10 protein-coding genes are annotated in these 12,409 nt (G+C 74.0%); 8 read left to right on the top strand and 2 right to left on the bottom strand.

Going from position 1 to position 12,409, the window contains the following annotated elements:
- Positions 1–12: 12 nt before the first annotated feature.
- The 3 genes from AB0J87_RS36040 (at position 13) to AB0J87_RS36030 (ending at position 4,374) form a co-directional block, all read left to right on the top strand.
- Positions 13–885, top strand: coding sequence for an NmrA family NAD(P)-binding protein (locus tag AB0J87_RS36040; protein WP_363972562.1), 873 nt, complete (start codon positions 13–15; stop codon positions 883–885).
- A 139-nt stretch (positions 886–1,024) separates the two neighbouring features.
- A complete protein-coding gene (locus tag AB0J87_RS36035) occupies positions 1,025–2,692 on the top strand; it encodes a sigma-70 family RNA polymerase sigma factor (protein ID WP_363972559.1) in 1,668 nt (555 codons plus the stop codon).
- Positions 2,693–2,760: 68 nt separating this feature from the next.
- Positions 2,761–4,374 carry an AbfB domain-containing protein gene (locus AB0J87_RS36030; RefSeq protein ID WP_363972556.1) on the top strand — a complete coding sequence of 538 codons (1,614 nt, stop codon included), beginning with the start codon at positions 2,761–2,763 and terminating at the stop codon, positions 4,372–4,374.
- A gap of 153 nt (positions 4,375–4,527) precedes the next feature.
- Here AB0J87_RS36030 and AB0J87_RS36025 read toward each other — a convergent pair whose 3' ends face one another.
- Both AB0J87_RS36025 and AB0J87_RS36020 read right to left on the bottom strand, forming a co-directional pair.
- Positions 4,528–6,459 carry an ATP-binding cassette domain-containing protein gene (locus AB0J87_RS36025; RefSeq protein ID WP_363972553.1) on the bottom strand — a complete coding sequence of 644 codons (1,932 nt, stop codon included), beginning with the start codon at positions 6,457–6,459 and terminating at the stop codon, positions 4,528–4,530.
- Positions 6,459–7,094, bottom strand: a complete 636-nt coding sequence (locus AB0J87_RS36020; RefSeq protein ID WP_363972550.1) for a lanthionine synthetase LanC family protein — start codon at positions 7,092–7,094, stop codon at positions 6,459–6,461. Before AB0J87_RS36020 ends, AB0J87_RS36025 begins: the two co-directional genes overlap by 1 nt.
- A gap of 56 nt (positions 7,095–7,150) precedes the next feature.
- On the opposite strand from AB0J87_RS36020, the gene AB0J87_RS36015 reads away from it, so the two are divergent.
- The 5 genes from AB0J87_RS36015 (at position 7,151) to AB0J87_RS35995 (ending at position 12,305) form a co-directional block, all read left to right on the top strand.
- Positions 7,151–8,317 carry a lanthionine synthetase C family protein gene (locus AB0J87_RS36015; RefSeq protein WP_363972547.1) on the top strand — a complete coding sequence of 389 codons (1,167 nt, stop codon included), beginning with the start codon at positions 7,151–7,153 and terminating at the stop codon, positions 8,315–8,317.
- A gap of 18 nt (positions 8,318–8,335) precedes the next feature.
- Positions 8,336–9,466: a cupin domain-containing protein gene (locus AB0J87_RS36010; protein WP_363972544.1), complete on the top strand. Its 1,131-nt coding sequence runs from the start codon at positions 8,336–8,338 to the stop codon at positions 9,464–9,466.
- Positions 9,467–9,592: 126 nt separating this feature from the next.
- Positions 9,593–10,804 carry a cytochrome P450 gene (locus AB0J87_RS36005; protein WP_363972541.1) on the top strand — a complete coding sequence of 404 codons (1,212 nt, stop codon included), beginning with the start codon at positions 9,593–9,595 and terminating at the stop codon, positions 10,802–10,804.
- A 75-nt stretch (positions 10,805–10,879) separates the two neighbouring features.
- Positions 10,880–11,908, top strand: coding sequence for a class I SAM-dependent methyltransferase (locus AB0J87_RS36000; protein WP_363972538.1), 1,029 nt, complete (start codon positions 10,880–10,882; stop codon positions 11,906–11,908).
- Between the two features lie 52 nt (positions 11,909–11,960).
- Positions 11,961–12,305, top strand: coding sequence for a hypothetical protein (locus AB0J87_RS35995; protein ID WP_363972535.1), 345 nt, complete (start codon positions 11,961–11,963; stop codon positions 12,303–12,305).
- The last annotated feature ends 104 nt before the right edge of the window (positions 12,306–12,409 follow it).

The raw sequence follows: 12,409 nt of genomic DNA, 5'->3' as shown, positions 1-12,409 counted from the left end.
GGAAGGCTTGTCATGATCTTGGTTACCGGAGCCACCGGATCCATCGGCACGCACCTCGTGCGGCTCCTGGGGGAGAAGGGGGTGGCGTTCAGGGCGCTTGTCCGCGACGAGGACAAGGGGCAGGCCCTGGGCTGCGACGTCGTGATCGGGGACTTCGACGACCCCGGCTCGCTCACCGCCGCCATGGAGGGCGTCGACCGGCTCTTCCTCAACGCCGGCGGCGCCCAGCCGGTGGACGGCGAGCAGCCGATGGTCCGCCAGCAGAGGGCGGCCATTGACGCGGCGCGGGCCGCCGGGGTGTCGAGCGTGGTGAAGGTGTCGGTCTCAGGAGCCCAGCGGGGCGGCCGCCTGGCCCAGGGCGCGCACTGGGAGATCGAGGAGTACCTCAAGGCGTCGGGGCTCGGCTGGTCGATGCTGCGGCCCGGCGGATTCATGCAGAACTTCATCACCGGGACGGCGGCCTTCACCGCCGACGGCAAGCTCCTCGACGTTTACGGAGGCGCGCCGGTCTCGTACATCGACTGCCACGACATCGCCGCCTGCGCCGCCGCCCTGCTCACCGGATCGGGCGGCCTCGGCGAGACGTACGAGCTCACGGGCCCCCGGGCGCTCACCTACGCCGAGCTCGCGCAGGAGTTCTCGGCCGCGCTGGGCCGGAGGGTCGAGCACGCCGAGCTGTCCCCGGACGAGCTGGCCGCCGGGGTGCGCGCGCAGGGGCTGCCCGTGCGGTTCGCCGACGACCTGGCCGAGCTCTGCCGGCAGGTGGCGGGCGGCTCGCTGGCCGCCACGACGACCGCGGTCAGGGACCTGACGGGTCGCGAGCCCCGGACGTTCGGGGAGTTCCTGGCGGCCAACGCGGAGGCACTGCGAACCACGGTGGGCTGAGCCGCGGTTGTACGCCAGGTTGACGCGAGCATTGACACCTCGTAGGCGATAAGTGGAACAATGCGCGTTTTGTGTTATCGGAACGGTGACACTCCTGTCTCCTGATCGGAGCAGCGGAGGCTCCGGATCGAGGTGCTGGATGTACGCGCGGCCGACGTACGAGGTCGAAACGGTGCTCGCCGCCATGGCGGGCGACCGTGACGCGATCGACGAACTGGTCAGGAGCCACCTGCCGCTCGTGTACAACATCGTGGGCCGCGCCATGAACGGCCACGCGGACGTGGACGACGTCGTTCAGGAGACGATGGCCAGGGTCGTGACCGGCGTGTCCGGGCTGCGCGACCCGGGCAGCTTCCGCTCCTGGCTCGTCGCCATCGCCCTGAACCAGGTACGCGAGTGGCGGCAGGCGCCGGGCGCCGCGCTCGCCGCCATCGACGAGGCGATGGGCCTGGCCGACGCGGCCTCCGACTTCGCCGCGCTCACCGTCACCCGGCTCGGCCTGTCCGGGCAGCGCAAGGAGGCCACCGAGGCGGCCCGCTGGCTCGACGCCGACGACCGCGAGGTGCTCGCGCTGTGGTGGATGGAGGTGGCCGGCGAGCTGGCCAGGACCGAGCTGGCCGCCGCGCTGGGGACGAACGAGCAGCACGCCGCCGTACGCGTCCAGCGCACCAAAGGCCGCCTGGAGACCGCCCGCGCGGTGGTGCGCGCGCTGGCCGCCCGCCCGCCCTGCCCCGAGCTGGCCGCCGTGGCGCAGACCTGGAACGGCGCCCCGTCCGACCTGTGGCGCAAGCGGCTGTCCCGGCACGTGCGCGACTGCCCGGTCTGCGGCGGGCACGTCTCCGACCTGGTGCCGGCCGAGCGGCTGCTGGCCGGGCTCGGCCTGGTGGCCGTCCCCGCCGGCATCGCCGCCGGTCTGCTGGAGATCGCGCGTACGGCCGCCGCGCCGGTCGTCAAGGGCGGCCTGCTGGCCAAGGGCAAGGCGGCGGCGGGCTCGGCGCTGGCCGCCAAGCCGATCGCGGTCACCGCGGCCGGCGTCACGCTGATCGCCGGGGGAGCGGTGGTCGTCCAGACCCTCCTGCCCGAGCCCGCGCCGCCCCGGCGGGCCACACCGGTGGTGGTGTCGTCCTCGCCCGCCTCTTCGCGCCGTCCGGTGAGGCCCGCGCGGAGCCCGTACGGACTGACGGTCGACACCGTGGACCAGGCCCCGCCGAAGAACCGGCCGCCCGCCCCGCTGCCCCGGCGCCCCGCCGGCACGGTCGCCATCGGCGGCAAGCACGGATACTCCAGGTACGGCGGAGCCCCGTCGATCACCCACAGGGGCGACTACGTCACCGTCACCGGCCGCGGCTACGTCCAGGTCCGCTGGGGCATCCTCTACCGCAACCGCGTCGGCCCCTTCCCGCCCGCGACCTGGACCGGGCTCAAGGGCAAGCTGTTCCACGTCGCGTCGGGCGGCGGCCGGCGGATGGACGACGAGCAGGCGCCCGGCGTCACCTGGATGGGCTCGCCCGAGACCGGCTTCGCCCGGCTGCCGCGCGGCCAGCAGCAGATGTGGCAGAACGAGTTCTACTACCTCGACGGCCGCGTCACCTTCCACAACAACGAGAGCGGCACGGACATCGACCTCACCGTCGCGCCCAAGTCCTGGCAGGAGGTCTGGGCCGACCTCTCGGCCAGGCCCGACCCGGCCAAGGGCATCGTCCGGTACGGCCTGACCCGCGACACCGGCGACGACCGCGCCCCCGTCCCCCAGTACGTCACCAGGGCCGCGAACCCGGAGCGGGTCCCGCAGCGAAGCCGGGTCTGAGATTTGTGTTATCCGGGCCGAGCCCGGGGGTCTCCTGTGACGAGAGTGACCCCTGAGGAAGGATTCACATGACCACGCAGCCCTCCCGCCGGAGCGTGCTGAAGGCGGCCGCGACCGCGGGCGCCGCCGCCGCACTGCCCGCCGCGCTCCCCATCGGGCCCGCGGCCGCGGCGGCCTTCAAGCACCCCGGCCTGCTGCACACGCAGGCCGACTTCGACCGGATGCGGGCCCAGGTGAACGCCGGCGCCCAGCCCTGGAAGGCCGGCTGGGACAAGCTGACGGCCAACGGCCGCTCCAGGAGCACCTGGAAGCCGCGCCCGCTTGAGACGGTGGTCAGGGGCGGCACGGGCGCGAACCACGTCCAGCTCGCCATCGACGTGGCCGCCGCCTACCAGAACGCGCTGCGCTGGAAGATCAGCGGGGAGAAGGCGCACGGCGACGCCGCCCGCGACATCCTCAATGCCTGGTCGGCCGCGCTCAAGGCGGTGACCGGCAACGCCGACCGCTACCTGGCGGCCGGGATCCTGGGCTGGCAGCTCGCCAACGTCGCCGAGATCATGCGCGGCTACCCCGGCTTCGACTTCGAGCGCTTCACGAAGATGATGCTGACGGTCTTCTACCCGATGAACGACCGGTTCCTGAAGGAGCACAACGGTGCCTGCATCACCAACTACTGGGCCAACTGGGACCTGTGCGCCATGGCCTCCGTGCTCGCCATCGGCGTCCTGTGCGACGACCGCGCCAAGGTCGACCAGGCCGTCGACTACTTCAAACACGGCAAGGGCAACGGCTCCATCATGAACGCGGTGCCGTTCCTGCATCCCGGCGGGCTCGGGCAGTGGCAGGAGAGCGGCCGCGACCAGGGACACACCAGCGTCGGCGTCGGGTGGATGGGCGTGCTCTGCGAGATGGCCTGGAACCAGGGCATCGACCTGTACGGCTACGCGGACGACCGGTTCATGAAGGGCGCCGAGTACGTGGCCAAGTACAACCTGGGCGAATCGGTGCCGTTCACGACGTACAAGTGGGGACAGGGCACGACCTGCGTCCAGCGGCAGCAGACCGAGATCTCCGCCGCCGGGCGCGGGGCCGCCGACCCGATCTGGGCGCTGCTCCTCAACCACTACGGCGTGCGGCGGGGGCTGGCGGTGCCGTACATCGAGGCGTACGGCAAGCGCGTCGCGCCGGAAGGGGGCGGCGGGGACTACGGCGGCTCCAAGTACGACCACCTCGGCTTCGGCACCCTGACCTTCACCCGCGCCACGGCCGGGAGTGGTGGCGGGCTGCTCGCGACGGGGGTGTCGAGGGTGTTCCGGCCGGTCAACCGCCCGGGGACGTACCTCCAGGCCACGGGCCGGATCGGGGCGGAGCCGGTCACCCTCCGCGTCGTGCCCGGTCTGGACGACGCGAAGGCCTACTCCTTCGTCGACCCTGAGGGGCGTTACCTGCGGCATCGCGACTTCCTGATCCGGTTCGAGACCAACGACGGGACCGCCCTGTTCCGGCGCGACGCCACCTTCCACGCCCGGCCCGGCACGGCCGAGGGCTCGGTCCGCCTGGAGTCCCTCAACTACCCGGGCCGCTTCGTCCGCCACCGCGCCGAGCTGCTGCGCCTGGACAAGACCGACAACACACCCCTGTTCCGCGCCGACTCCTCCTTCCACCCCACCCCACCCGCCTAACCCCCACCCACCAGCACGCACGCGTTCCACCGCCCGGCCCGGCCCGCCGTCCGTCCCCCCGAGGGACCTCAGCCGAAGTGCGGCCTGTACTTCGGCTGGGGTCCTTTAGGGGAGCCGCCCGGTGGTCTCGGCGGCCGCCCGAAGGGCCGGGGGTCAGTCGGCGTGGGCGTATTGGGCGGCCTGGAGGCGGTACATCGCCGCGTAGGAGCCGCCCACGCGCATCAGGCTCTCGTGGGTGCCCTGTTCCACGACCTTCCCGGCCTCGAACACGTAGATGCGGTCCGCGCGCGTCACCGATGTGAGGCGGTGGGTGATGAGGATGACCGTGCGCCCGACGGCGGCCAGTCCCGCGACCTTGTCGAAGATCTCGATCTCCGCCCTGGGGTCGAGCGCCGAGGTGGGTTCGTCGAAGACCAGTACGGACGCGTCCCGGAACCACGCCCGGCCCAGCCCGATGCGCTGCCACTGCCCTCCCGACAGCTCGGTCCCGCCCATGAACTCCCGGGCCAGCAGCGTCTCCCAGCCGTCGGGGAGGGACGCCACCACGGTGTCCGCGCCGCTGGCCGCCCCGGCCCGCCTCAGTCGTTCGCGGTCATCGGCCCGGTCGGCGCGGCCGAGGGCCAGGTTGACGCGGGCCGTGGCGGGCCAGCGGGCGAAGTCCTGGGCGACGAGGGCGATCCGGTCGAAGACGCTGCGGCGGTTCAGGAGCTCGATGGGCACGCCGCCCCAGCTGACGCTGCCGCCGGTCGGCAGGTAGAGGCCGGCCAGCAGCTTGGCCAGGGTGCTCTTGCCGGAGCCGTTGGCGCCGACGAGGGCCACGATCTCGCCGGGCAGGATCCGGACGCTGACGCCGTCGAGCGCGGGCCGGGTCTGCCCGGAGTAGGTGAAGGTGAGGTTGTCGGCCCGGATCTCGACGGGGTGCGGCGGAAGGGGGATGGGTCCGCTGCGCAGGCGCTGCCTGGCGGCCTCCGCGCAGGCCCGTTCCCATTCCAGGACGAACAGGCCCTGCTCGTACACCTGGTTGATCGACAGCACCAGGCTGGTCAGCCCGGCCTTCGCGGTGCGGATGGCGATGACGGCGGCACCGGCGGCGGCGAGCGGGATGGCGTCGGTGATCAGCAGCCCCGCGAGGGTGGCGTACGTGATCGCGGTCGCGACGCCGGAGACGGCGTCCCCGGCCAGCGCGAGGCGGGCCTCGTCCTGGCCCAGCCGGGCCTGTTCGCCCTCGGCCAGCGAGGAGAGCCGGCCGTAATGCCCGAGCAGGAACGGGCCTGCGCCGTGGGCGCGGATCTCCGGCGCGACGTCGGGACGGGTGAGCAGCCCGCTGAGCACGTCGAGCTGCCGGGTGAGCTCCAGTTGCCGCTTGACGGAGGCGAAGCGGGCGCGGGCCGAGCGTACGGCGCTCCAGCCCTTCGGGACGACCGTGGCCAGCAGGAGCGGCAGGAGCAGCGGATGGAGCACCCCGAGCACGCTTCCGACGGCGAGCAGGGTGGTGAGCCCGGCGAGCAGCTGGGCCGCCTCCGTGATCACGATGCGCGCCGAGCGGGTGCCCTGCCGGGCGGCTTCCAGGAGGTTGTGGAACCCCGCCTCCTCCAGCGCCCCCAGCTCCGCGCCTGCGGCCCCCTCCAGCAGGCGCGTGTAGGCCAGGCGCTCGATCCTGGGCCCCAGGCGGCTGACCGCCGCCTTGCTGATCGCCCGCATGACGCTGCCGGTCGCGGCCGCGCCGGCCATCGCGGCGAGCGCGGGGATGCCCGTCGCGATCCGCTCCGCCGTCGGGCCGCCGGTCATGAGGGGTACGAGCACCCGGTACGTGGCCAGCAGCGTGACCACCGTCGCCACCCCGCCGAGGAACTCCGCGACCAGCACGGCGACGAGGGCTCTCGGCGCCGCCTGCCGCGCCAGCCGCACCGAGACGGAGATCAGGCCGGGCAGCTCGCGCAGCATCGACAAGAAGCCGGTACGCAGTCCCGCCCCTTCGTGCCTGAGCTGGCCGAACGACAGGCGGATGCCCCGGCCGAACAGCGGGTCGCGCCCGGGGACCCCGCGGACCGAGGCGTCGTGCGCGCCCGCGCGATGCCGCCCCATCAAGCCGCCAGGAACATGGACGCGGCCTCCAGGTCATCCGTCACGGCCAGCAGTGCCAGGGCGATCCCCGCCGCGCCGTTGAGCAGTCCGGGCCCGGATACGTCGAAGCCGAGCGGCAGGCGGCTGTCGTAGGCGGCGCACAGCCGATCGAACAGCCCCTCCACCGCCGACCCGAATTCGGCGCCCGCGAAGGTCGCCGTCATCAGCATCAGCCCGGCGAGCCCGTGGCACACGCCCAGCGAGTCCAGCCCCCACCCGTCCGGGGCTTCGAGGAGCCCGGCCATCGCGTCGCGGGCGGCGCGGCGGTAACGGGGCTCGTCCAGCGCCTCCCCGGCCAGCCACAGCGCCCGCGCCACGGCGAGCGGCCCGGCGACCCCGTGGGCCAGGCCGCAGTCGGCGTATCCGTCCCCGACGGACCAGCCCGGCGGGATCCGGCGAATGGGGAACGGCGGGCACGCCGAGGCGCCCCGCACGAGCTCGCGGGCCACGGCCTCCAGGCCGGGGGACGGAGGTCTCATGAGCAGGTACACAGCGGCGCCCGCCGTCCCGTCGATGAGATCGTGGCCCGCCACGGGCCCCACCGCCGCGTCCAGCCGCCCGAGCACCTTCCCGTAACGGCCCGCGCGCCGCCCCATCAGAGCGGCCGCGACCCCGAATCCGGGTCGCGCGGCGGCTGGCCGACCCCGTGGAGGTGGCCCGGGTCGCCTCGGCCAACAAGGACCGGCTCGCCGACGGCCGGCAGCCACTGGTCTGGCACGCGATGTCGCTGAACGAGGGCTATCTAGGCGTCGCGCTCCTGCACAGCGAGCTCGGCCGCCGCGAGAGCGCCCACGCGTTCCTCGCCGCGGCCGCCAGGTCCCAGGCGGGGCGGCACGGGCTGATCGACGGGCTGCCGGCGCTGCTGTTCGCGATCAGGGCGGCGGTCACCCGGCCGGGCGACTACGCCGGGCTGCTGGCCCGTGCGGAGCCGGCCGTGCGGGAGCTGATCAAGCGGCGCGCCGAGGAGGAGACGAGCCGGGGCGAGGTGAGCTTCAGCGCGTACGACGTCATCGAAGGGCTCACCGGCCTGGGCCGCCTGGCGCTGTCGTACGGCGACACGGAGCCGCTGGCGTACCTCATCGCGCTGACCGAGCCGCGCTCGGAGCACGTCCCCGGCTGGCTGGTGCCGCATGCCTCCGTCAGGGGCGCGCCCGCCGGCGAGGGCCACTTCAACCTCGGGCTCGCCCACGGGATCCCCGGCCCGCTGGCCCTGCTCTCCATCGCCCAGCGCGACGGCTTCCGGCTGCCGGGCCACGAGGAGGCGATGGAACGCATCGCGACCTGGCTGCTCGAATGGGAACACGACGGCTCCTGGCCGCCCACCGTCCCCCTGCGGCACCAGCTCGAACGGGCCGTCCCCGCCGGGCCGCCCATCCGGCCCGCATGGTGCTACGGCGCCGCGGGCGTCGCCCGGGCCCTCTTCCTGGCGGGACAGGCGCTCGACCGGCCGGAGTGGCGGGAGGCCGCCCTGCGCGGGCTCCGTACGGCGCTCGCCCGACCCTGGGACGACTGGGGCATGGTCGACGCGGGCCTGTGCCACGGCTGGGCCGGGATGCTCCACGTCACCTGCCGCGTGGCGCGGGAGACCGGCGACGAGGCGCTGCTCGAAGCGGCCGACGGGCTGGCCGCGCGGGTCGCCGGCGAGTTCCGCCCCGAGGCTCCGTTCGGCTTCCGGTACTCCGCGACGGGAGGCACCGAGGTGGCTCCGGACCGCGTGGGACTGCTCGAAGGAGCGGCCGGGATCGCGCTCGCGCTGCACCACTACGCGACCGGCCGGCCACCCGCGACGGGCTGGGACGCCGCCCTGCTGCTCGACTGACATTTGAGGAGATGGACCATGCTGAGCCTCGCGGACCTCGTGGGCGACGAATTCCCGGCCAGGCGGGCGGTCTTCCGTCCGGGCGCGGTGCCGGATCCCGGCGAGATCGCCTCCGTGGCGGACATCGACCGCGTCCTGACCGGCAGCGGCCTGCGGGCGCCCGGGATCCGCGTGGTCAAGGACGGGTCCGTCCTCCCGTCGGCCCACTACACCTCGCCGTCCACCTTCGGCTACGCCGGTCTCGACGACGTGGTCGATCCCGGCAAGGTGGTCGGGCTCTACCGCGAGGGCGCGACCCTGGTCCTGGGCACCGTGAACCTCCTGCTCCCGCGCCTGCACGAGCTCTGCAAGACCGTCGAGCGGGACGTCGGGCACCCCGTGGACGCCAACGTCTACGTCGCGCCGCCGGGCGCGCGGGCGTTCGACGTCCACTGCGACGCCCAGGACATCATCGTGATCCAGGCGCACGGCGCCAAGCAGTGGACGTTGTTCGACGGCATCGTGCCGAACCCCGGCGGCGGGAAGCTCGTCGCCCCCGAGGGGGACGGCTCCACCTACGAGCTGTGCGCGGGCGACGTGCTCCACGTCCCCCGCGGGATGCCGCACCTGGTGCGGACGGCCGCCTCCGCCTCCGCCCACGTCACGATCAGCGTCAACACCCTGACCTGGGCGGACCTGCTGAAGGGGTTCGTCACCGACCTGCTGCGCTCCGACGAGTACGCCGCGGCGCTGCCCATGGGCGCCGGCCTCGCCGAGCGCGTCCAGCCCATGGTCAGGCAGTACGCCGACCGCCTCGCGGCGGCGCTGACCGAGGCCGCCACCGCGCCCGCAGTCCACGAGATGATCTACAGCCGGACCGCCTTCGGGGAGGCGCACCAGGGCGGGCTCTTCAGCCAGGTGCTGCTCGGTGCCCCGATCGGGCCCTCCGACCGGATCTCGCTGCGTCCCGGCACGTGGCCGCTGGTCGGCGAGGCGCGGATCAAGGCCGGCCACCGGACCTTCCGCGTGCCCGGCGCGGTCGCGGTGGCCTGCGAACTCCTCATGAGTGGCCCGGTGAAGGTCGGCGAGTTCTCCGGGGACCCCGGCGAGGCCGTCAAGATCGCTCAGGCTCTGGTCGAGCTCGGCCTGTGCGCGCCGCCCGCCCCCTGAGCGCTCTCCCGGCGCTGGACAGCGGGCGGCGTGGGTGTCAGCTTGGGTGCAAGCGATGAGGAGTGCCGCGATGGCCGAGTCTCATGCACCACCTGTGTTCCCGCTCGCCACCGGGCCAGGGCGGCCATGAGCGATCCCGAGGCGCGGTCCTACCCGCTCGGCCCGCCGGACCGGCTGGAGCTCGACGCCGGGTACGCCTGGCTGCGCGAGCACGAGCCGCTGGCCAGGATCGCCATGCCGTACGGCGAACCCGCCTGGCTGGTGACCCGTTACGAGGACGTCCGCACGGTCCTCGGCGACTCCCGCTTCGGCCGCGCGGCCGCGGCCACGCGGGACCCGCCGCGCATGTACCCCGAGCCGGTGCCCGGCGGGATCACCGACCTCGACCCGCCCGAGCACACCAGGATGCGGCGGCTGATCGGCACGGCCTTCACCGCCCGCCGGGTGGAGCTGCTGCGCCCGCGGGCCGAGGGGATCGCCGACGAGCTCCTGGACCGGATGGTGCGCGAGGGGCCGCCCGCCGACCTCGTCGAGGCGTACGCCGTGCCGCTGCCCGCCGTCATCATCTGCGAGCTGCTCGGCGTTCCGTACGAGGACCGCCCGACGTTCCAGACCTGGGCCGACGCGTACATGACGACGACGGCGATCCCCCTGAAGGAGAAGACGGCGCGGCTGGGCGAGCTCGGCGCCTACTTCGCCGGGCTGGTGGCGCGGCGGCGCGAGACCCCGTCGGACGACCTGATCAGCGCGCTGACGCAGGCGCGCGACGAGCGGGACGGCCTGTCGGAGGAGGAGCTGATCGGGTTCCTGATGACGCTGCTCGCGGCCGGGTACGAGACGACCGCCGGCCAGATCGCCAACTTCGCCTACGCGCTGGTGTCCGACCTCGCCCAGCTTCTGCTGGTCAGGGGTGGGAAGGTGGACGTGGCGGGGGCGGTGGAGGAGCTGTTGCGATACGTCCCGGTGATGGCGACCGGATCGACGTTCATCCCCCGGTACGCGACGGAGGATGTCGAGCTGAGCGGCGGGACCGTGCGGGCCGGGGAGCCGGTGTTCGCCGCGTTCTACGCCGCCAACCGGGATCCGCGCGTGTACGCCGACCCGGAGCGGCTCGACCTGACCCGCCCGCCTCGGCCCCACCTCTCCTTCGGCCACGGAGCGCACTTCTGCGCCGGTGCCGCGCTGGCACGGATGGAGCTCCAGGTGGCGCTCGCCGCCCTGCTACGGCGTCTCCCCGGGTTGCGGGCGGCGGTCCCGGACGAGGAACTGGTCTGGAAGAGCGGGATGGTCGTACGGGGGCCGGTGGCGCTGCCGGTGACCTGGGAGCTCTCCATGTGAGCTGTCGCCGCAGGACGCATCGGTGCCGGGGATAATCCGTGGAGCCGTCCGGAGCCGGGTCGTTATCGTCGGGCGGTGACCTATCTGAGCCCGTTGGGCTACCTGCTGGGCCTGGAGGGTGTGGCCTTGCTGCGGGCCTTCAGGGAGGGCCGCTCGGACCGCGCGTTCGTGCGGGCCCGGATCGCCGAGGTCCGCGCGCTGCTCGACGCGCCCGCCCTGGCCGACGCGGACGGGGTGACGGCCGAGGTCGGCGCGATCGGTTCGCGGGAGGTGTACCGGACGTGGGCGCCGCACTATGACGCGGGCGGCAACCAGATGATCGACTCCGAGCAGCCCGTCGTCCGCCGCATCCTCGACGGCCTCCCGGTCGGCATCGCGCTGGACGCCGCCTGCGGCACCGGCAGGCACGCCGCGTACCTGGCCGAGCTCGGCCACCGCGTCATCGGCGTCGACACCTCACCCGAGATGCTCGCCCAGGCCCGGCGGCGCCCGGAAGCGGATGTTTCGCCCGCGCGGAGCCGGTGGGGCCCGGAAGCGGATGTTTCGCCCGCGCGGAGCCGGTGGGGCTCGGAAGCGGACATTTCGGCTGAGCGGTCGGGTCAGGTCGTGCGCGGCCTGCCCGCCGTGGGGCTGGCCATGGGTGATCTGCATCGGCTGCCGTTGCCCGACGACGCGGTCGACACCGTCGTGTGCGCCCTCGCGCTGGTGCACGTGCCGGATCTGGCGCCGGTGCTGGCGGAGTTCGCGCGGGTGCTGCGTACGGGCGGTCACCTGATCATCACCGACCCGCACCCGATGGCGACCTACCTGGCCCCGGCCGCGCCCAGCCCGGGTCCGGACGGCAGCCCCGCGCTGCCGGCCGACCGGCCCCGCTCGCTCAGCGACTACCTCGCCGCCGCGCTCCCGCTCGGCTTCCAGGTGCGCCACTGCGAGGAGCCGCGCCGCCCGCCCCTGCCGCTGGTCCCCGGCACCCGCCCGCCGGACCCGCTCCCGCCGCAGGGCTCCTACGAGATCATGTACTGGTGCCCGGAGGCCGCGGACGCGGCCATGAGCGGCATGCCGGTCGCGGTCGTCTGGCACTTCCAGCTCAGCCCTCGTCCTTGACCCGGTGACGCCTTTCCTGGGCTAGGTTGAGGCTCGAGGAGAAGGAGGCGACATGCGCACGACACTGCCTGCCGCGTTGCTTCTTCTCCTGTCGTGGTTCCTGCCGGCCTCCGCCCATGCCCAGGTCGCCTCGCACGTCGTGGCGGTGCACGCCAGGGTCCAGGAACAGCCGGGGCTCCAGCGGGAGCCGTACCGGGAGACTGTGGGCCAGGCCCGGCACGGCCTGCTCGGCACCGCCCCGCCCGCGGGGCCGGCCGTGCTGCCGTCGGTCCTGCCGCAGCCGCGGCGGGGCTGGGCGGCCGTGGTCGCGAGCCCGGCCGCCGACGTCCCCGCCGACCGCCGGCCGGCGGCGGCCCCCCCCCCGGGGGGCCCCACCCCACCCCGCCACTCGGCTTGACCCCCCCCCCCCCGCCTTGACGGGGACCCCCCGTTCCGCCCGCGTCAATGGTGACCGTGGTGACCACCAGCCCACCCTGCACGGCGAAGCGCCCCGTGAGCTCC

The sequence above is a fragment of the Nonomuraea sp. NPDC049625 genome (assembly GCF_040675285.1).
Classification (GTDB): domain Bacteria; phylum Actinomycetota; class Actinomycetes; order Streptosporangiales; family Streptosporangiaceae; genus Nonomuraea; species Nonomuraea angiospora_A.
Note: the sequence above shows the minus strand (reverse complement) of the source record. Positions and strands in the feature narration are given on the sequence as shown.

Excerpts from the sequence above, each read along its gene's own strand:
- AB0J87_RS36040 (WP_363972562.1), top strand. The coding sequence starts at position 13 with ATGATCTTGGTTACCGGAGCCACCGGATCCATCGGCACGCACCTCGTG.
- AB0J87_RS36035 (WP_363972559.1), top strand. The coding sequence starts at position 1,025 with ATGTACGCGCGGCCGACGTACGAGGTCGAAACGGTGCTCGCCGCCATG.
- AB0J87_RS36030 (WP_363972556.1), top strand. The coding sequence starts at position 2,761 with ATGACCACGCAGCCCTCCCGCCGGAGCGTGCTGAAGGCGGCCGCGACC.
- AB0J87_RS36025 (WP_363972553.1), bottom strand. The coding sequence starts at position 6,459 with ATGGGGCGGCATCGCGCGGGCGCGCACGACGCCTCGGTCCGCGGGGTC.
- AB0J87_RS36020 (WP_363972550.1), bottom strand. The coding sequence starts at position 7,094 with ATGGGGCGGCGCGCGGGCCGTTACGGGAAGGTGCTCGGGCGGCTGGAC.
- AB0J87_RS36010 (WP_363972544.1), top strand. The coding sequence starts at position 8,336 with ATGCTGAGCCTCGCGGACCTCGTGGGCGACGAATTCCCGGCCAGGCGG.
- AB0J87_RS36005 (WP_363972541.1), top strand. The coding sequence starts at position 9,593 with ATGAGCGATCCCGAGGCGCGGTCCTACCCGCTCGGCCCGCCGGACCGG.
- AB0J87_RS35995 (WP_363972535.1), top strand. The coding sequence starts at position 11,961 with ATGCGCACGACACTGCCTGCCGCGTTGCTTCTTCTCCTGTCGTGGTTC.